The organism is Micromonospora sp. NPDC047740 (genome assembly GCF_043204735.1).
In the GTDB taxonomy this organism is placed as follows: Bacteria; Actinomycetota; Actinomycetes; order Mycobacteriales; family Micromonosporaceae; genus Micromonospora.
In genome coordinates, this window is record NZ_JBIDCT010000007.1 from 311,710 (window position 1) to 329,953 (window position 18,244).

Consider the following 18,244-nt stretch of genomic DNA (forward strand, 5'->3'; position numbering starts at 1 on the left):
TGCGCCGGCCGAGCCGGCCCGACGGGCCGATGGGCCGATGGGCCGCCAGTCGTCACTCCACGTGAACGTGACGCTGGGTGACACCACCAAGGCCGCCGGAGGCCTGAACCACCTCAGCCGATGCCCACAGAACCCCTAAATCGGACAAATAACCCCGCCGGTGCATCCGCCTTGAACCATCCCCCTCCCAACTTTGCTCTGCAGCCACATACGCATCGGACACAGTGCGTTGATTGCTGCGTGGATGGCTGCAGAGCAAAGTGAGTGAGTGGGAGGTCAGGGAGCACGGAGGCCGGTACTGAGGGTGACGAGCCGCTGAGCCGCAGCACCCGCCCACTCTCCAAGCCGATTCGCTGAGCCGAGCGTGCTCGTGCCACAGACGCGCTGGGCCCGGAGACGCCGCCTCCGGGCCCCGGAGACGCCGCCCAGAGCGGCGCAGGCACCGCCCAAAGCGACGGCGCAGCCACCGCGCCCGGCCGCCCGGTCGTACCGCTTCCTAACAGCCGGGGAACGAACCCCGTCGCCGTTCAGTAGCGCTCGCGGAGCAACTTGGCCGCCTCGACGGCCCAGTAGGTGAGGATGATCTGCGCGCCGGCCCGACGGATCGAGGTGAGCGTCTCCAGCATCACCCGCTCCCGGTCGACCCAGCCGTTCGCGGCGGCCGCCTCGACCATCGCGTACTCGCCGGAGACCTGGTAGGCGGCGACCGGGACGTCCACCGCGGCCCGGACCGCCGACACCACGTCGAGGTAGGGCAGGGCCGGCTTGACCATCACCACGTCGGCACCCTCGGCGACGTCCAGCTCGACCTCGCGCAGGGACTCCCGCAGGTTCGCGGGATCCTGCTGGTAGGCGCGTCGGTCGCCCTCCAGCGCCGACTCGACGGCGTCCCGGAACGGACCGAAAAACGCGGAGGCGTACTTGACCGCGTACGCGAGCACCCCCACGTCCTGGTGTCCGGCGGCGTCCAGGGCCCGACGGACCACGCCGACCTGGCCGTCCATCATCCCGGACGGGCCGACCATGTGGATCCCGGCGTCGGCCTGCGCGACCGCCATCCGGGCGTACGCCTCCAGCGTGGCGTCGTTGTCCACGGCGCCGTCCGGAGCGAGCAGGCCGCAGTGCCCGTGCGAGGTGAACTCGTCCAGGCAGAGGTCGCTCATCACCACGGTGGCGTCGCCGACCTCGGCGACGACGTCCCGGATGGCGACGTTGAGGATGCCGTCCGGGTCGAGGCCGCCCGAGCCGGTGGCGTCCCGCTCGGCGGGCACCCCGAAGAGCATCAGCCCGCCCACGCCGGCCTGAACCGCCTCGACGGCGGCCTTGCGCAGCGAGTCCCGGGAGTGCTGGAGCACCCCCGGGAGAGACGCGACCGCTCGTGGCTCGGTCAGCCCCTCCCGGACGAACATCGGCAGCACCAGCTCGGCCGGGTCGAGGCGGGTCTCGGAGACCAGCCGCCGCACGGCCGCGTTATGGCGCAGCCGGCGGGGCCGGATCTCGGGGTACGGCACGGGAGCCTCCTGTCAGCGGAACCTCAGGGCGGTCGGCCCCTGCACCTTCGAGCCCCGGCGCTGCTTGGCCGGCATGGCGGCGAGCTTCTCGCGCAGCTCGACGGCGTAGGCGGCGAGCGCCTCCACCAGATCGGGCACCGAGGCGTGCGCAGGCTGCACGTCGACCCGCAGGCCGAACTCCGTCGCCGTCTCCGCCGTCTTGGGCCCGATGACAGCAACAACGGTACGCGCGTGCGGCTTTCCGGCGATGCCGACCAGGTTCCGGACCGTGGAGGACGAGGTGAAGAGCACCGCGTCGAACCCGCCCGACTTGATCGCGTCGCGGATCTCGGCCGGCGGCGGCGCCGCCCGGACGGTCCGGTACGCGGTCACGTCGTCGACCTCCCAGCCGCGCTCGGTGAGCCCGGCGGCGAGGGTCTCGGTGGCGATGTCGGCGCGCGGTAGCAGCACCCGCCCGACCGGGTCGAGGATCTCGTCGTGCGGCGAGAACTCGGCCAGCAGGCCCTCCGAGGACTGCTCGCCCGAGGGCACCAGCTCCGGCTGGATGCCGAACGCCCGTACCGCGTCCGCGGTGGCCTCGCCGATGCAGGCGATCTTGACGCCGCCGAAGTGCCGGGCGTCCAGGCCGTGCTCGGCGAACTTCTCCCAGACCGCCCGGACCGCGTTCACCGAGGTGAAGATCACCCAGGCGTACCGGCCGTCGACCAGGCCCTTGACCGCCCGCTCCATCTGGGCGGGGGTACGCGGCGGCTCGACCGCGATGGTCGGCACCTCGCACGGGATCGCCCCGTACGCGCGCAGCCGCGCGCTCATCACGCCGGCCTGCTCCTTGGTCCGGGGGACGAGCACCTTCCAGCCGTACAGCGGCCGGTTCTCCCACCAGCTCAGCTTGTCGCGCTGGCTGACGCTCTCCCCGACGGTGAGCACGACCCGCCCGGTGAAACCGAGCGCCGCCGCGACGAACGAGTCCACGGTCGACGTGGTGGTGTACTGCGTCTCGCCGGTGCCGTCACCGGTCACCCCGACGGCGGTGGTGCCGGCCACCCCGGCGGCCAGCAGGCCGTCGCGGATGGCGGCCAGGTCACCGGCGTCCACGGCCAGGGCCAGCGAGCCCCGGCTGACGGCCGCGGCCAGCGCGTCGAAGTCCAGCGCGGTGACGTCCTCGACGTCCGCCACGGTCCGCACCCCCGGCAGCGGCACACCCGCGTAGGTGGCCACCCCCTCGGCTTGACCGACGCCCGGCACCACCTCGAAGTGCGCGGCGGTACGCGCCACCGCCTGCACCTCCTTGACCACCGAGTCGTGACCGAACGGGTCGCCGGCGACCAGGTGCACCGCGTTCTGCCCGGAGCGGGCCGCGGAGATCAGCACCTTCGCCACATCCCCCGGTACGCCCTCGGCCGGGCTGAACTGGGCGTCGGACTTGGCCTGGGCGCGGACGTGGTCGAGCAGCGACTCGGGGATTCCCCGGTCGTACACCACCTGATCGGCGTCGACCAGGGCGTCGTGCGCCCGGCGGGTCAGCAGGCCCGGGTCGCCGGGTCCGGCCCCGACGAACGCGATACGGCCTGCGGGCTTACGGGTGCGGGTCATTCTGTGCTCCCAATTTGCTGGGTCCCCGGACCGGCGTGTCCTTCTTGGCCGAGGATCGTGTCGGCGCCGAGTTCGAGGAGTTCGGCGGCGAGTGCCTTGCCGATCTCCGCCGCGTCGGCGGGCGTTCCGGTGCGGGACAGCCGGATGTCACGGGAACCGTCCGGGCTGATCACCGCCCCGCGCAGGTAGATCTCCTGGACAACATCGCCCTCGGCGGTTGAGCCGGTTGGCTCGCCTTCGGCGACGACGCCGTAGGCGGCGACGGGCGCGCTGCACCCGGCCTCCAGGGTGGCCAGCAGTGCCCGCTCCGCGACGACCGCGGCGCGGGACGGTGCGTGATCGAGCAGTGCGAGCAGCTCGATCAGGTCCTGGTCGTCGACCCGGCACTCCACCGCCAACGCGCCCTGGGCGGGCGCGGGCAGCATCAGAATCGGGTCGAGCGTCTCGGTGATCACGTCGGTCCGGTCCAGCCGGGCGAGCCCGGCCCGGGCCAGCACGACGGCGTCCAGGTCGGCGTCCGGGCCGAGCACCCGGCCGAGCCGGGTGTCCACGTTGCCCCGGAGCGGGGTGACCTCGAGCTGCATCCCCAGCGCGTGCAACTGGGCGATGCGGCGCAGCGCGCCGGTGCCGACCCGCGCGCCGGGCGGCAGTTCGGCAAGCGTACGGCCGTCCCGGGCGACCAGCGCGTCACGCGGGTCCTGCCGGGGCGGCACCGCCGCGATGTGCAGGCCGGGGGCCTCCGCCGTGGGCAGGTCCTTGTAGGAGTGGACGGCGAAGTCGATGACGCCGGCGGTCAACGCGTCCCGCAGCGCGGAGACGAAGACCCCGACGCCGAGCCGGTGCACCGGCGCAGCGGAGCGGTCGCCGGCGGTCACCACCTCGACCAGCTCGACCTCGCGGCCGGTGGCCGCGGTGAGGGCCGCAGCGACATGGCCCGACTGGGCCATCGCCAGGGCGCTGCCCCGGGTGCCGAGGCGCAGGGGAGCGGTCATCGCGCACCTCCGGTGGGCGGGAAGTCCAGGGCGTCGAACGACGAGCGACCGTCGGTGTCGGTCGCCACCACGTCGGGCACCGTGTCGACCGGGGAGGTCTGCGGCACCTCCAGGTCGAACAGCTCGCGCAACAGGGCGGCGTACTGGTCACCGCCCGGCTCGGCGGCGAGCTGGCGCACCCGTACGGTCGGCTGGTGCAGCAGCCGCTGCACCACCCGGTGCACGGTGCGGGCGACCTCGGCGCGCTGGTCGTCGGTGAAGTCGGGGCGGCGCTGGGCGAGCCGGCGCAGCTCGGCGGTGACCACGTCGTCGGCGCGTCCGCGCAGCGCGGCCACGGTGGGCGCCACGTCCGCGCCGCGCAGCCAGCTGAGGAACGCCTCGACCTCGCCGCCGACGATCCGGGTCACCTCGGCGGCGTCGGCGGCGGCGGGACCGTCGGCGAGGATGGCCGCCATCCGGTCGATGTCGATCACCTCGACGCCGGGCAGCGCGGCGACGCCCTCCTCGACGTCGCGCGGGACGGCCAGGTCGAGCAGGACCAGCGGGCACCGGCCGGCGTCCCGCCGGGCCGTTGCCCGGGCCACCACGTCGCGGGTGAGGACCGGTTCGGTGGCCGCGGTGGCGGCCACTACGATGTCCACTGTGGAAAGCGCGTCGACCAGCTCGGCCATCGGCACGGCGTTCGCACCGTACGATTCGGCCAGCCGGACGGCCCGGTCGGCGCCCCGGTTGGTCACGGTCAGCGGCCCGGCGCCCAGCCGGGACAGGGTGGCCACGCCGAGCGAGCCCATCGCACCCGCGCCGACCACCATGGCGGGCCGGCCGGCCAGGTCGCCGTCGAGCAGGTCGGCGGCCAGGTCCAGGGCGGCGGTGACGACACTCTGTCCGGCCCGGTCGATGTTGGTCTCGGCGTGCGCGCGCTTGCCCACCCGTAGCGCCTGCTGCATGAGCTCGTGCAGCAGCCGGCCGGCCGAGTCGGTGCCGCTGGCCGAGTGGTACGCGTCCCGAAGCTGGCCGAGGATCTGCGCCTCGCCGACCACCATCGAGTCCAGCCCGGCGGCGACCCGGAAGACGTGGTCGACGGCCGCGGCGTCGTAGTGCACGTAGAGGTGGTTGGCGAGCGCCGCCGGCGGGCAGCCGGCCTGCTCGGCCAGGACCGCACAGATGTCGCCGAGGCCGCCGTGGAAGCCGGAGACGGCTGCGTACACCTCCACCCGATTGCAGGTGGAGACGAGCACGGCCTCGGCGACGTACGGCTGGGCGACCAGGCGGTCCAGGGTGCGGGTGAGATCGGCGGGCGGGACCGCCAGCTGCTCCAGCGTGGCAACCGGGGCGGTGCGGTAGGACGCGCCGACGACGAGCAGTTTCACGTGCCGATCGCCTCCTGGGTGTCGGTGGCCGCGAACCCGCCGGGCAGAGCGGTGAGGGCGGACCCGCCGGAGGCGGGGAGCGCGGTCAGCGACGCCTTGCGGTGCTCGTGGAAGGACAGGATCTGCAGCTCGATCGCGAGGTCGACCTTGCGCACGTCGACCCCCTCCGGAACTGAGAGTACGCACGGCGCGAAGTTGAGGATGCTCGTCACGCCGACAGCGACGAGCTGGTCGGCCACCGCCTGCGCGGCGGACGCCGGGGTGGCGATCACGCCGATCGAGATCGACTCCGCAGCCGCGACCCGGGGCAGCTCGTCGACGTGCCGGACGGTCAGGCCGCTGATCTCCTCGCCGACCCGGGACGGGTCCGCGTCGAAGAGCGCGGCGATCCGGAAGCCGCGGCTCGCGAAGCCGTCGTAGCCGGCCAGGGCGTGACCGAGATTACCCACGCCGACCAGGGCGACCGCCCGGCGCTGGGTGAGCCCGAGCACGAACTCGATCTGGTCGATCAGCAGCCCGACGTCGTAGCCGACCCCGCGGGTGCCGTACGAGCCGAGGTGGGAGAGGTCCTTGCGTAGCTTCGCCGAATTCACCCCGGCGGCGTTGGCCAGCCCTTCGCTGGACACCGTCTCGTGGCCGGTTTCGGCGAGATTGTGCAGGGCACGGAGGTATTCCGGGAGCCGAGCGACGGTCGCCTCGGGCAGGTCCGGGAGCGCCGGTACGGCACCAGCGCGACCGGGCGCGCCAGGGTGACGGTGCTGACTCATGAGACTCCGTGCGGTGCGATCCTCGACCAGCGTCGGCGGCCGGTCGTTTCGGGACTCCCGCTGGCGACCGATGGTGCCGGCTGTGCTAGCAGGGCGCGTCGGAACTACAGAGTAGGCGCTTGTGAAGGGGTGCACAAATCGCGATCTTGCTGGCCCGCGACGTGCCTCCACCTGCCCCTCCAGTTCACAAGATCGATTGACCGCGCTCGGTAGGCGCCGCTCGGCGATTATTGCTCAATCCCGACTTCTCTGACCAATCGCACGCGCCTGGTCGCGCTGTGTCACGGACGAGGCGGCGATTTCCCCACCCGGGGTAGGGAGAACCTCACCTCGGAGAGGCCGGTGCACGGGATGGGTCCGGCGGGTCCCGGCCCATAGCCTCGGGGCATGACCGCAGTACCGCTGGCCACCGCGCCCACTCCCACCACACCCGCCCCCGGCCTCGGCCGGCGGCTCCTGCGCGACTCCGGCTACGTGCTGGCCGGCCTGCCGCTGGCGCTGGTCGGGTTCGTCCTGGCCGTGGTGGGAATCTCCCTCACCGCCGGGTTGCTGGTCACCACCCTCGGCCTGCCCGTGCTCGCCGGCACCCTGTACGCGGCCCGTGCGCTGGCCGATCTCGAGCGGCTCCGGCTGCCCGCCGTGCTCCGCCAACCCCGGGTCCGCCCCGTCTACCTGACTCCCGCGCCCGGGGCGGGCTACTGGCGGCGGCTCCTGGTGCCGATGCGCGACGCCCAGTCCTGGCTCGACCTGCTGCACGCCTTCGTCAAGCTGCTGGTGACGCTGCCCACCTTCGTGATCGTGCTGGTCTGGTGGGCGGTGGCCGTCGGCGGCACGCTCTACTTCACCTACGACTGGGCGATCCCGCACGGCCCCGGCCAGCAGGACCTCAGCGAACTGCTCGGGATGGGCGTCGGGCCCGTCCCGCGGATCGCGTTGAACACCTCGTTCGGGCTGTTCTGCCTGCTCACCCTGCCGCTGGTGGCCCGGGGCTGCGCCCGGCTCCAGGCCGGCCTGGCCCGCTCCCTGCTCACCGGGGTGGCCGAGATGCGACACCGGATCACCACGCTGGAGGAGCAGAAGCGGGCCGCCGCCTCCGCCGAGGCGTCCGCGCTGCGCCGGCTGGAACGGGACATCCACGACGGCCCGCAGCAGCGGCTGGTCCGCCTCGCCATGGACCTCAGCCGGGCCCGCCAGCAGCTCGCCGTCGACCCGGAGGCGGCCCGCCGGACCCTGGACGAGGCGGTCACCCAGACCCGGGAGACCCTCGACGAGCTGCGCGCCCTCTCCCGGGGGATCGCCCCGCCGATCCTGGTCGACCGGGGCCTGCCGAGCGCCCTGGCCGCCCTCGCCGCCCGCGCCCTGGTCCCCGCCGAGCTGCTGGTCGACGACGACCTGGGTACGCCCGGCGGCCGGCTCGACCCGGCGGTGGAGAGCACCGCGTACTTCGTGGTGGCCGAGGCGCTCACCAACGTCGCCAAGCACAGCCGGGCCACGGCCTGCCGGGTGGAGGTGGCCAGCCGGGTCGGCCGGCTGGAGATCGGCGTGGCGGACGACGGGGTGGGCGGCGCCCACCTGGCCAAGGGGCACGGCCTGAGCGGCATCGCCGACCGGGTACGGGCGGCCGGCGGCGTGCTCGACGTGTCCAGCCCGGCCGGCGGTCCCACCCTCGTCCACGCCGAACTGCCTCGCTGACGGGGACCCGGAGGGCGGACCGGTGACCGAGGACGTGATAGACAGCGGACCCATGCGGGTGGTGATCGCGGACGACGCCGTACTGCTCCGGGAGGGGCTGGTCCGGCTGCTGACCGAGTCGGGACACGAGGTGGTGGCGGCTGTCGGCGACGGCGACGCCCTGGTCGAGGCGGTGGTGACGCACCAACCGGACATCTCGGTGGTGGACGTGCGGATGCCGCCCTCGCACACGGACGAGGGGCTCCGGGCGGCCGTGGAGGCGCGCCGCCGGGTGCCGCGTACGCCGGTCCTGGTGCTCTCCCAGTACGTCGAGGTGTCGTACGCCGACGACCTGCTCGCCACCACCGGCGGCGCCGGTGGCGGCGGGATCGGCTACCTGCTCAAGGACCGGGTGGCCGCGATCGACGAGTTCCTGGAGGCGTTGGGCCGGGTGGCCGCCGGCGGCACGGTGCTCGACCCCGAGGTGATCAGCCAACTGCTGGTCCGGCGGCGGCGCGACGACCCGCTGGCCGCGCTGACGCCGCGCGAGCGGGAGGTGCTCGCCTTGATGGCCGAGGGCCGCTCCAACACCGCGATCGCCCGGACGCTGGTGGTGAGCGACGGCGCGGTGGAGAAGCACGTCCGCAACATCTTCACCAAACTCGACCTCCCCCAGGACGCCACGAACCACCACCGCCGCGTCCTGGCCGTCCTAACCCACCTCCGCGCCTAACCCCCTCCCCCTGTGCCCCCTCCCCCGCCCGATGCGTTGATCATGAGGTTGGCGGCGGCCACACCGGCGTGTCGCGCCGCTAACCTCATGATCAACGGGGGCCGGGAGGGGCAGGGGTGGGGGTTAGGGGAGGGTGCGGGCGAGGGTTACGGCCTGGGTGAGGGTGTCGGCCACGGGGTGGCCGGAGGCGCGGAGGCGGGCGGGATCGGAGAGGCCGCCGGTGTAGAGGACGCAGCGGGCGCCCACCGAGAGCGCCGCGTCGGCGTCGTCCAGCGAGTCGCCGATCAGCACCACCTCGCGGCCGGCGAGCCCGAGCTCAGCCAGGTGCTTCTCCAGCCACTCGGCCTTGCGGCCCCCGCCCACCGCGGACCGCAGCCCGTCCACCCGGGTGAAGTGCGGGGTCAGCCCGTACGTGTGCACCGTCGGGACCAGCTCGTCGTGGAACCACATGGACAGCAGGGACTGGCTGCCCGGCCAGGCGGCGATCGCGGTGGTTGCGTCGGCGGCCAGCGCGCAGCTGGCCAGTCCGGCCCGGTACGCGTCGTGGAAGATCCGGTCGAGCCGGCCGAACGCGTCGTCGTCGATCGCCTGCCCCAGCATCTCGGCGTAGTAGTCGGCGATCGGCCGGCGGAACCGCACCCGGTGCTCGTCGGCGGTGACCGCCGGACCGCCGGCGCTGGCGAAGGCCACGTTGGTGGCCTGGACCACCAGGTCGAGGTCGTCGAGGAGGGTGCCGTTCCAGTCCCACACCAGGTGGCCGCGTGTCGAGGTCATCGCTGCACGATAAGCGGCCGGTCAGAGCTGCGGGGTGGTCAGGTCCCGCAGCAGGCGATCCTCCTCGACCCGCCAGTAGCCGTGCTCCCTGCCGTCGAGCAGCACCACCGGCAGCCGGTCGCCGTACTCGCGTTCCAGCTCGATCTCGTCGGTGACGTCCCGCTCGATCCAGCGGTCGCCGGTGACGGCCACCACCCGGTCGAGCGCCGCCTTCGCGTCCTCGCAGAGGTGGCAGCCGGGCCGGGTGATCAGGGTGAGCCGGGCGTCACGGCTGGACATCGGGTACCTCCGTGCGGTTCTCGGTCGGCGGGGCCGGTGACGGCACCGGGGGCGCCGCCGGGCGGAGCTCGGTCTTGCGTACCTTGCCGATCGCCGAGTAAGGCAGGCTGTCGACGAACTCGACGGCGGTCGGGCACTTGAACCGGGCCAGGTTACGCGCGCAGTGGCCGAGCAGCTCCTCCGCCGTCGCCGTCGAGCCGGCCGCCCGCACCACGTACGCCCGGACAGTCTCGCCGGTTCGCGGGTGCGGCACCCCGAGGACGGCCGACTCGGCCACCCCGGGATGCGCCTGGAGCACCGACTCCACCTCGTGCGGGTAGACGTTGAAGCCGTTGACCAGGATCAACTCGCCGAGCCGGTCGACCAGGAACAGGTCCCCGTCGGCGTCGGCGTACGCCACGTCGCCGGTGGCCCACCAGCCGTCCGCGTCCGGCCCGCCTCGCCCGTCCGGCCAGTAGCCGGCGAACAGGTTGTCGCCCCGGACCACGATCTGCCCCGGGTCGGTGCCCTCCGCGCCGTCGGCGAGGTCCAGCTCGTCGACGTCCGCCTCGACGGTGGGCACGCCGTCCCGCCACAGGTCCACGCCGTCCGGCCCGACCAGGCGCAGCCCCACGCCGGGCAGCGGGCGGCCGATGGACCCGGCCTTCGGCTGGCCGCCGACCAGCGTGGAGGTGAGCACGGGAGCGGTCTCGGTGAGGCCGTACCCGACGTGCACCCGGTGCCCGGTGGTCTCGGTGAAGCGCGCCGCGACCGCCGGCGGCAGCGGGGCCGCCCCGCACACCGCCACCCGCACCGAGGCCAGCGCCGCCGCCCCCGCCGCGCCCGCCTCGGCCCAGGTCAGGAACATCGACGGTACGCCGACCAGCACGCTGACCCGGTGCCGGGCGAGGTCGGCGAGCGCCCCGTCCGGGCCCAGCTCGTCGACCAGCACCCCGGTCGCCCCGTGGTGCAGCACGGCCCCGAGCCCGGAGTTCAGGCCGTACGCGTGGAACAGCGGCAGGGCGAGCAGCACGGTGTCGTCGGGGCCGACCACCGGCGGGTCGATCCGGCCGACCTGCCCGTGGTTGGCGGCCAGGGCGCGGTGCGACAGCATGGCGCCCTTGGGCCGGCCCTCGGTGCCGGAGGTGTAGAGCAGGACGGCGAGGTCGTCCCCGCCCCGGGTGGGGAGGTCGACCGGGTCGTCACCGTCGGTGACCGGCGGGGCGGTGTACACGGCGGCCAGCGCGGGCAGGTCGGCCCGGTTCACCCGGTCGCGGACCTCGGCCGCGCAGACCAGCACGGCGGCCCCGGAGTCGGCGAGCACGTGCCGCAGTTCCCGGGCGGTGAGGCCCGGGTTGACCGGCACCGCCACCAGGCCGGCCCGGAGCGCGGCGAGGTAGGTGACCACGAAGTCGGGGGTGTTGCCGAAGGCGACCGCGATCCGGGGCGGGTGCTCGTCGCCGGCGACCGGCCGCGCCGCTCCGGCCAGTGCGTGGGCGGTGGCGGTGACCGCCGTGTCCAGTTGGGACCAGGTCAGGGTCCGGTCGCGCCAGTGCAACGCGGGGCGGTCACCGTGAGCGACGGCCGCCCGGCGGAGCCGGTCGGCGAGGTTCGGCGCGGAACTGTCGACTGCGTCCTGCACGGTGGCTGAGTCTGGCACAGCCACGTCCACCCGGCCACGCCCCTGAACGCCGGCCCGCGCCGGCCCGCCCACCCCGGTCCTGCGGACGGGACCGCACGGTGGCCGTCCGGCCCGCTGTCCGGGCACGCGGGGACGTCCCCTCCGGACGGCCGCCGCGACACGCCGAGGGCGGTATGAAACCGCTCCGACCAGGACTTTCCACTCAGAACCAGGTTCCGATGCGAAAGTCAACCGCACACGACGGACAACGGGTCCGCCATCGGTGCGACCCGAGCGGAAATACTTCCGCCCTGTGTAACGGACTTGCCACGCGCGGGTGACGTTGGCCCTATCATCACTCGGGTCGGCTCACCCGATTTGCCGTGAGTCGACACCCCTCAGCCCGAGGAGGCCCCCGTGCCTGTGAGCGCATTGGACCAGCACCTCAAGGGGATCTGCCGCCCGTCGGCACGTCCCGGGACGACCCTGCCCGGCCGGGGCGTACCCGGTCCCGCCGCGACGCCGCGGCGGCCGGTGCGGCCGTGCCCCGCCTGGATCGGGGAGGCGCGGTGACCACCTTCGGCTACGCGGAACGACCGACCGGGGTGACCGGCCCGACCCAGCGGATCCCGGTCAACGAGCGGCTGGAGCCCGACGGCGCCCGGTCCCCGCGCGGCGTCCGGCGCGCCGAGCTGGAGCTGTCGCAGGCCCCACGCACCGCGCCCGACGGATGGGGCCTCGCGGTGCGGGGCGAGGAGGCCCGGCGGGTCCGCAACCGCTCCCACCACAACGAGGCGCCGCCGCGCCCTGCGGTGCCCGGCGGCAACGCGAAGCCGGCCGCCGGCCGGCTCGGCGCCCCGTCCCGGCCGACCATGCCGGCGCAGGGCCGGCGCCCGGGCGACGGCCCGACCACCGCCGACCCGTCGGCCGGGGAGACCGCCATCCTGCCGGCGGTGCCAGCCGCCGACACCGCGGTGCTGCCCGCGGTGCCAGCCACCGCGGCCCCGGCCACCGGCTACCCGAGCCGCCCCGACCCGTCCGACCCGGCCACCGAGGTCTGGGCCCTGGTCGAGCGGGCGCAGGCCGGCGAGACCGAGGCGTTCGGCCTGATCTACGACCGGTACGTCGACACGGTCTTCCGCTTCGTCTACTTCCGGGTCGGCAACCGTCAGCTCGCCGAGGACCTCACCTCGGACACGTTCCTCCGCGCGCTCAAGCGGATCGGCAGCTTCACCTGGCAGGGGCGTGACCTCGGCGCCTGGCTGGTCACCATCGCCCGCAACCTGGTCGCCGACCACTTCAAGTCCGGCCGCTACCGGCTGGAGGTCACCACGGGGGACGTGCTCGACGCCGACCGGGAGGACCGGGGGCCGGAGGGCAGCCCGGAGGCCGCAGTCGTCGAGCACATCACCAACGTCGCGCTGCTCACCGCGGTGAAGCAGCTCAACCCGGAGCAGCAGGAGTGCATCGTGCTCCGCTTCCTCCAGGGCTTCTCGGTGGCCGAGACCGCCCGTGCCATGGGCAAGAACGAGGGCGCCATCAAGGCGTTGCAGTACCGGGCGGTGCGGGCCCTGGCCCGGCTGCTGCCCGACGGCTTCCAGCCCTGATCCAGCCCGCTCCCCCGCCCCGGCGGGACACCGTGCCGCGGGGCTCCGCTGCCCGTGACGACGATCACGCTTTGTGATTTCGCCACCGGCCGCCCCGTAACCGCCGACCGGCGCGGTCCGTTTCTCCGGGTGCGACCAGTGGTTGTCCGGCGTCCCCCGGGCCACCCGGTCCGGTGCGCACGGTCGGCCCGCTGGGCCAGCCGTCAGCGTTCGCTGCCACCGGTCGCTGGTGACGACGACGGCCGTCCGGCCGTGACCAGTGAGAGGGGGTGCCTGCGGTGGACAGCAACCTCTTCTCCCGTCGGCGGGCCGAGCGTTTCGCGCAACTCCTCGACGAGGCCAACGGCGGCCGGCGGCACCACGTCCGTTCCCGGGCCGACGACGAACTCGCCCCACTCGTCGCGGTGGGCCAGCGGCTCGCCACCGACCGGCCGGCCGTGGAGGTCGACCCGGACTTCCGCGCCGGGCTGCGCGCGATGCTGGTCGCCACCGCCGAGCGGGAGGGCGTGGGCACTCCGGCGCAGGCCGGGACCGCCCCGGCGAGCACCGGCGCTCGCGGCTCCCTGCTGCCGGCGGCGACCGGCCGGCGGGTCCGCGCCCGCGGGGCCATCCTGGTCGGCGTGGCCGCCGGGGCGATCGCCCTCTCCGGCATCTCCTTCGCCAGCGAGAACGCGCTGCCCGGCGACGCCCTCTACGGCATGAAGCGCTCGACCGAACGCGCTCAGCTCGCCCTGACCAGCTCGGACATCAGCCGCGGACAGCTCTTCCTCGACTTCGCCCGGACCCGGCTCGACGAGGCGGCCACCGTCCACGGTGACCGGTTCGGCTTCAGCACCGTCCTGGACGACATGGACGCCGACACCCGGCAGGGCATCCGCCTGCTGACCACGGTGGCCGCGCAACGCTCCGACCCGGCCCCGCTGGACGCGATCGACGCGTTCCTGACCGGCCAGCGGCACGCGGTCAGTGGCCTGCTCGACCGGGTGGATCACACCTACCAGGACCGCACCCGCCGGTCGCTCGCCCTGCTCGACGTGGTGGGCCGGCGCGCTGACGGGCTCCGCGCGGCGATCGCCTGCGGGCTTCCGGCACCGGCCGCCAGCGACGCGCTGGGCCCCGCCCCGGTCAGCTGCCCCGGCGACCGCTGACCGCCGGCGGCCGGTCCGGCGCGGCGGCGGCAACCGGCGCCACCGCACCGAGCCGTTCGCTCCCCCGCGGAGCCGTTTCGCGCCACCGCGCCGACCCGTTTGGCGCTACCGCGCCGAGCCGTCTCGCGCCTACCCCGCCGAGCCGACCGCGCCACCAGGCTGAGCCGGCCGCGCCACCGCGCTGAGCCGTAAGCGCTCCCGCGTGGTGGCCGGAGCCGCTCGCGCCACACTTCGCCGCGCGGACACCCGGCCGTCACAGCGCGCCGGATAGGCTCGCCGGGGAGCACGTTCGCGGTCGCCGACGGGAGGGAGGTCGCCATGGCCCGGGCCCGGAAGGTGACGATCAGCACCGACGTCCACGGCCACACCGCCGGCTGGTCGGAGACCCTGGGGGCGGCCCCGGCCACCCCGACGCCCGACCCCACCGCCGCCGCCTTCTTCGACGTGGACAACACGATGATGCAGGGCGCGTCGATCTACTGGTTCGCCCGGGGGCTGGCCGCCCGGAAGTACTTCACCACCGGTGACCTGGCCCGGTTCGCCTGGCAGCAGGCGAAGTTCCGGCTGCTCGCCACCGAGCACGCCGGGGACATGTCCCAGGCGAAGGAGGCGGCGCTCGCCTTCGTCCAAGGCTGGCGGGTCGACGACGTGGAACGCCTCGCCGAGGAGATCTTCGACGAGCTGATGGCCCCGCGGATCTGGGCCGGCACCCGCCGGCTGGCCCAGCGGCACCTCGACGCCGGTGAGCGGGTGTGGCTGGTCAGTGCCGCCCCGGTGGAGATCGGCCGGGTGATCGCGGCCCGGCTCGGGCTGACCGGGGCGATCGGCACGGTCGCCGAGGTGGTCGACGGGGCGTACACGGGCCGCCTGGCCGGCGACCTCATGCACGGCCCGGCCAAGGCCGAGGCGATCACGCAGCTCGCCGGGGTCGAGGGGCTGGACCTGGGCCGCTGCACCGCCTACAGCGACTCCGCCAACGACCTGCCGATGCTGTCCATCGTGGGGCACCCGGTGGCGGTCAACCCGGACCCGGCGCTGCTGCGGCAGGCTCGCCAGCGTGGTTGGGTCGTCCGCGACTTCCGCACCGGGCGCCGGGCAGTCAAGATCGCCGTACCGTCGACGGCCGCCGCCGGGCTGGTCGCCGGCGCGGTCACCGCCGGCCTGGCGCTGCACCGCCGACGCCACCGCACCGGCTGAACCCGCCGGGTCAGGGGCCGAACGGATCGGGGCGGCGTTCGAGCAGCTTGTGCAGGGTCTGCTGGATGGTCTCCCGCACCTGGTCGGCGAGGTTGAACACGACCAGCGGGTCGTCGGCCGACTCGCGCAGGTGCGCGGTGGGGATGGGCGGGCAGAACTCGATCAGCCACTTGCTCGGCAGCGGCACCATGCCCAGCGGACCCAGCCAGGGGAAGGTCGGGGTCACCGGGAAGTACGGCAGCTTGAGCAGCCGGGCGAGCGGCTTGATGTCGGCGAGCATCGGGTAGATCTCCTCGCCGCCGACGATCGCCACCGGCACGATCGGCGTGCCGGTACGCAGCGCCGCCGAGACGAAGCCGCCCCGGCCGAACCGCTGCAGCTTGTAGCGGTCGGCGTAGAGCTTGCCGACCCCCTTGAAGCCCTCCGGAAAGACGCCGACCAGTTCGCCGTTGCCGAGCAGCCGTTCGGCGTCCGGGTTGCACGCCACCGTGCCGCCGGTCTTGCGGGCGATCTCGGAAACCAGCGGCATCCGGAAGACCAGGTCGGCCCCGAGCAGCCGCAGGTAGCGGTGCGCCGGGTGCCGGTCGTGCAGCGCGGCGGACAGCACCAGCGCGTCCAGCGCCACCGTGCCGGAGTGGTTGCCGACCACCAGGCCGGCGCCGGCGTCCGGCACGTGCTCGACGCCGCTGACCTCGGTGCGGAACCAGTCCCGGTAGAGCACCCGCAGCAGCGGGTGGAAGACCGCGTCGGTCAGGTGCGGGTCGAAGCCGAACTCGTCCACCTCGTAGTCGCCGGAGAGCCGCCGCCGCAGGAAGGCGAGCCCCTTGGCGACCTTCCCGTCCCAGTGGTCCCCGGGCCGGTCCGCCACGGCCGGCCCCGGCCTCGCGACCGCCCCGGCCCCCTCGCCCGGCCCGGCGGCGGCCGGCTCGTCGGCGGAGGTGTCCGGCTCGTCCAGCGACACCGGGTCGGTGGCGGCCGCCGTCGAGCGCCGGTGCCCGTTGCGCCGCGCGGGCTCCCCGTCCGGCCTCGGCACGGTCAGGGGTACGTCGTAGCGGGACTCGCCCCGCTCCTCGGCGCCGCTCACGCCGCCGCCTCGCTCTGCTCCGCGGCGGCGCGAGGCGCCGCGCTACTGCGCCTGATGGTTCGCTCGCTCCGCTCGCTCACGGCCGCTCCCGGACGGCGGACCGGACCTGCCGGATGCTCTCCAGCACCAGCTCCTCGGCCGCGGCGAGCTGGGCCCGGGTCACCACGACGCCGCCGTGGTGCGCGCGGATGAAATCGTCGAAGGCGGCGGCGGTCGAGCGGGGCGTGAAGCCGTACTCGCGCTCCAGTCGGCTGGTGTCCACCACCCGACCGTGCACGAAGAGGTCGACCTGGTCCAACCCGTACCGGCCGAAGCCCAGGCTGCGGGCGATCGCGGCAGCCCCGGAGAGGCCCGGCTCCAGCACCGGTACGGCCACCCGACCGGCCCGCCGGATGGCCTGGGTGAGGGAGAGCACCCCCGGCCCGGCGACGTTGTAGGTCCCCGGGTGCTCCTCGGCGACCGACCGGTGCAGCACCTCCAGCGCGTCGTCGATGTGGACGAACTGGAGCCGGGGATCCCGGCCGAAGACCGTGGGCACGACCGGCTGCGCGAAGTAACGGGTGAGGGTGGTGTCCGCGGTGGAGCCGATGAACGGCGCGAACCGCAGCACGGTCGCGGTGACGTCGGGCCGGCGGCGGCGGAACCCGCGAACGTACCCCTCGATGTCGAGGATGTCGCGGCCGAACCCGCCGCGCGGCACCTCACGCGGCTCGGTCTCTTCAGTGAAGACCGCCGGGTCGCGGAACGACGCGCCGTACGCGGCAGTCGACGACCGGACCACCAGCTTGCGCAGCCGGGGCGCCCGCTGGCAGGCGGCGAGCAGCTGCATGGTGCCGATGACGTTCTGTTCCTTCATCGCCGCCCGGCCGCCGTGCTGCGGGTCAGGGGCGGTGACCAGCGCCAGGTGCACGACCGCGTCCACATCGAGGTCGGCGAGGAGACCGCCGAGGGAGTCGACATCGAGACGGATCCGTTCGACGCCGTCGAGCAGGTCGGCGAACTCGGGGTTGGGGGTTGGGTCGACCCCGATGACGCGGTCGATGCGGGGGTCGGCGGCGAGGCGGGCGGCCACGTGCGCGCCGAGGTAGCGGCCGACCCCGGTCACGACGACGACCCCCGGAGCACCCGAGGTGCCACCGGGGGTCATGTCGTGCGCCTTGCGCGGCAGGCGGGATCGAGCCGGGACATCCACGGCCTGATCACCTGAGCCTCCGAGGGTCGACAGTTGGCAAGTGCTGCCGAGCGCCGGGCCGGGGCCCGGCCCCGGTCACTTGCCGAGACGGCGACGCTGGACGCGGGTCTTGCGCAGCAGCTTGCGGTGCTTCTTCTTAGCCATGCGCTTGCGGCGCTTCTTGACCACCGAGCCCATACGACAGCCTTTCGATGCAACGTGCGGGGCGGACCGGATGACACCACCGCGGGTGGCGTCGGTGACCGCTTGCGGACAATGGACCGGACCAGCGTGGTGGGCAGGGCACACCAGGGTGCGGTCACGGTCGGGGTCCAGGGTAGCCGGAGTGCGTCAGCAGGACCAACGCGCCCCCGTCGATGCCCGTTACGTCGCACTCGGCGGCGCGGCCGGCGCCGCGGTCAGGCGCTCTCCTGAAACGCGCCGCGGAGGTACTCGTGCACCGCGTGCTCGGGCACCCGGAACGAGCGGCCGACCCGGACCGCGGTCAGCTCACCGCTGTGCACGAGGCGATAGACCGTCATCTTGGACACCCGCATCACCGTCGCCACCTCGGCGACGGTCAGGAACCTGACATCCGACAGCCGACCGTCGGACTGCGACCCGGCCATGGCTCACCGACCAATCCCATGCCCGGCGCGTGCCGCCGGGCCGGTTGATCCGGCCGGGCGAGCGACGCGCGTGTTACCAGTACGGTAGCGGGACGGCTGTGACCGGCGCGATCCCTTC

General features: G+C 74.1%; 17 protein-coding genes. 5 read left to right on the top strand and 12 right to left on the bottom strand.

The window, feature by feature from the left end:
• Positions 1-527: 527 nt before the first annotated feature.
• Genes hemB through ACGF4F_RS15955 form a run of 5 tightly spaced genes read right to left on the bottom strand, consistent with a single transcriptional unit; the run spans position 528 to position 6,233 of the window.
• Positions 528-1,511: a porphobilinogen synthase gene (gene hemB / locus ACGF4F_RS15935; RefSeq protein WP_357438426.1), complete on the bottom strand. Its 984-nt coding sequence runs from the start codon at positions 1,509-1,511 to the stop codon at positions 528-530.
• A gap of 12 nt (positions 1,512-1,523) precedes the next feature.
• Positions 1,524-3,104 carry a uroporphyrinogen-III synthase gene (locus ACGF4F_RS15940; protein ID WP_357438429.1) on the bottom strand — a complete coding sequence of 527 codons (1,581 nt, stop codon included), beginning with the start codon at positions 3,102-3,104 and terminating at the stop codon, positions 1,524-1,526.
• Positions 3,101-4,096 carry a hydroxymethylbilane synthase gene (gene hemC / locus ACGF4F_RS15945; RefSeq protein ID WP_393077910.1) on the bottom strand — a complete coding sequence of 332 codons (996 nt, stop codon included), beginning with the start codon at positions 4,094-4,096 and terminating at the stop codon, positions 3,101-3,103. The genes ACGF4F_RS15940 and hemC overlap by 4 nt, the downstream gene beginning before the upstream one ends.
• Positions 4,093-5,466 carry a glutamyl-tRNA reductase gene (locus ACGF4F_RS15950; protein WP_357438434.1) on the bottom strand — a complete coding sequence of 458 codons (1,374 nt, stop codon included), beginning with the start codon at positions 5,464-5,466 and terminating at the stop codon, positions 4,093-4,095. The genes hemC and ACGF4F_RS15950 overlap by 4 nt, the downstream gene beginning before the upstream one ends.
• A complete protein-coding gene (locus tag ACGF4F_RS15955) occupies positions 5,463-6,233 on the bottom strand; it encodes a redox-sensing transcriptional repressor Rex (protein ID WP_357438436.1) in 771 nt (256 codons plus the stop codon). The genes ACGF4F_RS15950 and ACGF4F_RS15955 overlap by 4 nt, the downstream gene beginning before the upstream one ends.
• 387 nt (positions 6,234-6,620) lie before the next feature.
• On the opposite strand from ACGF4F_RS15955, the gene ACGF4F_RS15960 reads away from it, so the two are divergent.
• Positions 6,621-7,925 carry a sensor histidine kinase gene (locus ACGF4F_RS15960; RefSeq protein ID WP_393077914.1) on the top strand — a complete coding sequence of 435 codons (1,305 nt, stop codon included), beginning with the start codon at positions 6,621-6,623 and terminating at the stop codon, positions 7,923-7,925.
• 52 nt (positions 7,926-7,977) lie between these two features.
• The gene (locus ACGF4F_RS15965) at positions 7,978-8,637 is read left to right on the top strand and encodes a response regulator transcription factor (RefSeq protein WP_357438536.1); all 660 of its coding nucleotides are present in this window, start codon (positions 7,978-7,980) and stop codon (positions 8,635-8,637) included.
• A 123-nt stretch (positions 8,638-8,760) separates the two neighbouring features.
• On the opposite strand, the gene ACGF4F_RS15970 is transcribed toward ACGF4F_RS15965, so the two are convergent.
• From ACGF4F_RS15970 to ACGF4F_RS15980, 3 genes are read right to left on the bottom strand one after another with little or no spacing between them, the layout of a single operon-like run.
• On the bottom strand, positions 8,761-9,411 hold the full coding sequence (locus ACGF4F_RS15970; RefSeq protein WP_357438442.1) for an HAD hydrolase-like protein: 651 nt from the start codon (positions 9,409-9,411) through the stop codon (positions 8,761-8,763).
• Positions 9,412-9,432: 21 nt separating this feature from the next.
• Complete coding sequence (locus tag ACGF4F_RS15975) at positions 9,433-9,690, bottom strand: glutaredoxin family protein (protein ID WP_357438445.1); 258 nt, start codon at positions 9,688-9,690, stop codon at positions 9,433-9,435.
• Positions 9,677-11,311 (bottom strand): AMP-binding protein, encoded by a 1,635-nt coding sequence (locus ACGF4F_RS15980; protein ID WP_357438447.1) that lies wholly within the window; start codon positions 11,309-11,311, stop codon positions 9,677-9,679. Before ACGF4F_RS15980 ends, ACGF4F_RS15975 begins: the two co-directional genes overlap by 14 nt.
• A gap of 548 nt (positions 11,312-11,859) precedes the next feature.
• On the opposite strand from ACGF4F_RS15980, the gene ACGF4F_RS15985 reads away from it, so the two are divergent.
• The 3 genes from ACGF4F_RS15985 to ACGF4F_RS15995 all read left to right on the top strand — a co-directional run bounded on the left by ACGF4F_RS15985 (position 11,860) and on the right by ACGF4F_RS15995 (position 15,242).
• The gene (locus ACGF4F_RS15985; RefSeq protein ID WP_357438450.1) at positions 11,860-12,897 is read left to right on the top strand and encodes an ECF subfamily RNA polymerase sigma factor, BldN family; all 1,038 of its coding nucleotides are present in this window, start codon (positions 11,860-11,862) and stop codon (positions 12,895-12,897) included.
• A 278-nt stretch (positions 12,898-13,175) separates the two neighbouring features.
• The gene (locus ACGF4F_RS15990) at positions 13,176-14,045 is read left to right on the top strand and encodes a DUF5667 domain-containing protein (RefSeq protein ID WP_357438453.1); all 870 of its coding nucleotides are present in this window, start codon (positions 13,176-13,178) and stop codon (positions 14,043-14,045) included.
• 318 nt (positions 14,046-14,363) lie between these two features.
• Complete coding sequence (locus tag ACGF4F_RS15995; RefSeq protein ID WP_357438456.1) at positions 14,364-15,242, top strand: HAD-IB family hydrolase; 879 nt, start codon at positions 14,364-14,366, stop codon at positions 15,240-15,242.
• Positions 15,243-15,252: 10 nt separating this feature from the next.
• On the opposite strand, the gene ACGF4F_RS16000 is transcribed toward ACGF4F_RS15995, so the two are convergent.
• From ACGF4F_RS16000 to ACGF4F_RS16015, 4 genes are all read right to left on the bottom strand, one after another.
• Complete coding sequence (locus tag ACGF4F_RS16000) at positions 15,253-16,110, bottom strand: lysophospholipid acyltransferase family protein (RefSeq protein WP_357438539.1); 858 nt, start codon at positions 16,108-16,110, stop codon at positions 15,253-15,255.
• 292 nt (positions 16,111-16,402) lie between these two features.
• A complete protein-coding gene (locus ACGF4F_RS16005; RefSeq protein ID WP_357438459.1) occupies positions 16,403-17,473 on the bottom strand; it encodes an NAD-dependent epimerase/dehydratase family protein in 1,071 nt (356 codons plus the stop codon).
• 120 nt (positions 17,474-17,593) lie between these two features.
• Positions 17,594-17,695 (bottom strand): 30S ribosomal protein bS22, encoded by a 102-nt coding sequence (locus ACGF4F_RS16010; protein ID WP_007465623.1) that lies wholly within the window; start codon positions 17,693-17,695, stop codon positions 17,594-17,596.
• Between the two features lie 221 nt (positions 17,696-17,916).
• Entirely contained in the window at positions 17,917-18,126 is a 210-nt protein-coding gene (locus ACGF4F_RS16015; RefSeq protein WP_073834429.1) for a helix-turn-helix domain-containing protein, read from the bottom strand.
• Positions 18,127-18,244 lie beyond the last annotated feature (118 nt).

What these genes read in the sequence shown, in the direction of transcription:
- hemC (WP_393077910.1), bottom strand. Translation starts at nt 4,096, where the DNA reads ATGACCGCTCCCCTGCGCCTCGGCACCCGGGGCAGCGCCCTGGCGATG.
- ACGF4F_RS16010 (WP_007465623.1), bottom strand. Translation starts at nt 17,695, where the DNA reads ATGGGCTCGGTGGTCAAGAAGCGCCGCAAGCGCATGGCTAAGAAGAAG.
- ACGF4F_RS16015 (WP_073834429.1), bottom strand. Translation starts at nt 18,126, where the DNA reads ATGGCCGGGTCGCAGTCCGACGGTCGGCTGTCGGATGTCAGGTTCCTG.
- ACGF4F_RS15970 (WP_357438442.1), bottom strand. Translation starts at nt 9,411, where the DNA reads ATGACCTCGACACGCGGCCACCTGGTGTGGGACTGGAACGGCACCCTC.
- ACGF4F_RS15995 (WP_357438456.1), top strand. Translation starts at nt 14,364, where the DNA reads ATGGCCCGGGCCCGGAAGGTGACGATCAGCACCGACGTCCACGGCCAC.
- ACGF4F_RS16005 (WP_357438459.1), bottom strand. Translation starts at nt 17,473, where the DNA reads ATGACCCCCGGTGGCACCTCGGGTGCTCCGGGGGTCGTCGTCGTGACC.
- ACGF4F_RS15960 (WP_393077914.1), top strand. Translation starts at nt 6,621, where the DNA reads ATGACCGCAGTACCGCTGGCCACCGCGCCCACTCCCACCACACCCGCC.
- ACGF4F_RS15940 (WP_357438429.1), bottom strand. Translation starts at nt 3,104, where the DNA reads ATGACCCGCACCCGTAAGCCCGCAGGCCGTATCGCGTTCGTCGGGGCC.
- ACGF4F_RS15965 (WP_357438536.1), top strand. Translation starts at nt 7,978, where the DNA reads ATGCGGGTGGTGATCGCGGACGACGCCGTACTGCTCCGGGAGGGGCTG.
- ACGF4F_RS15955 (WP_357438436.1), bottom strand. Translation starts at nt 6,233, where the DNA reads ATGAGTCAGCACCGTCACCCTGGCGCGCCCGGTCGCGCTGGTGCCGTA.
- ACGF4F_RS15975 (WP_357438445.1), bottom strand. Translation starts at nt 9,690, where the DNA reads ATGTCCAGCCGTGACGCCCGGCTCACCCTGATCACCCGGCCCGGCTGC.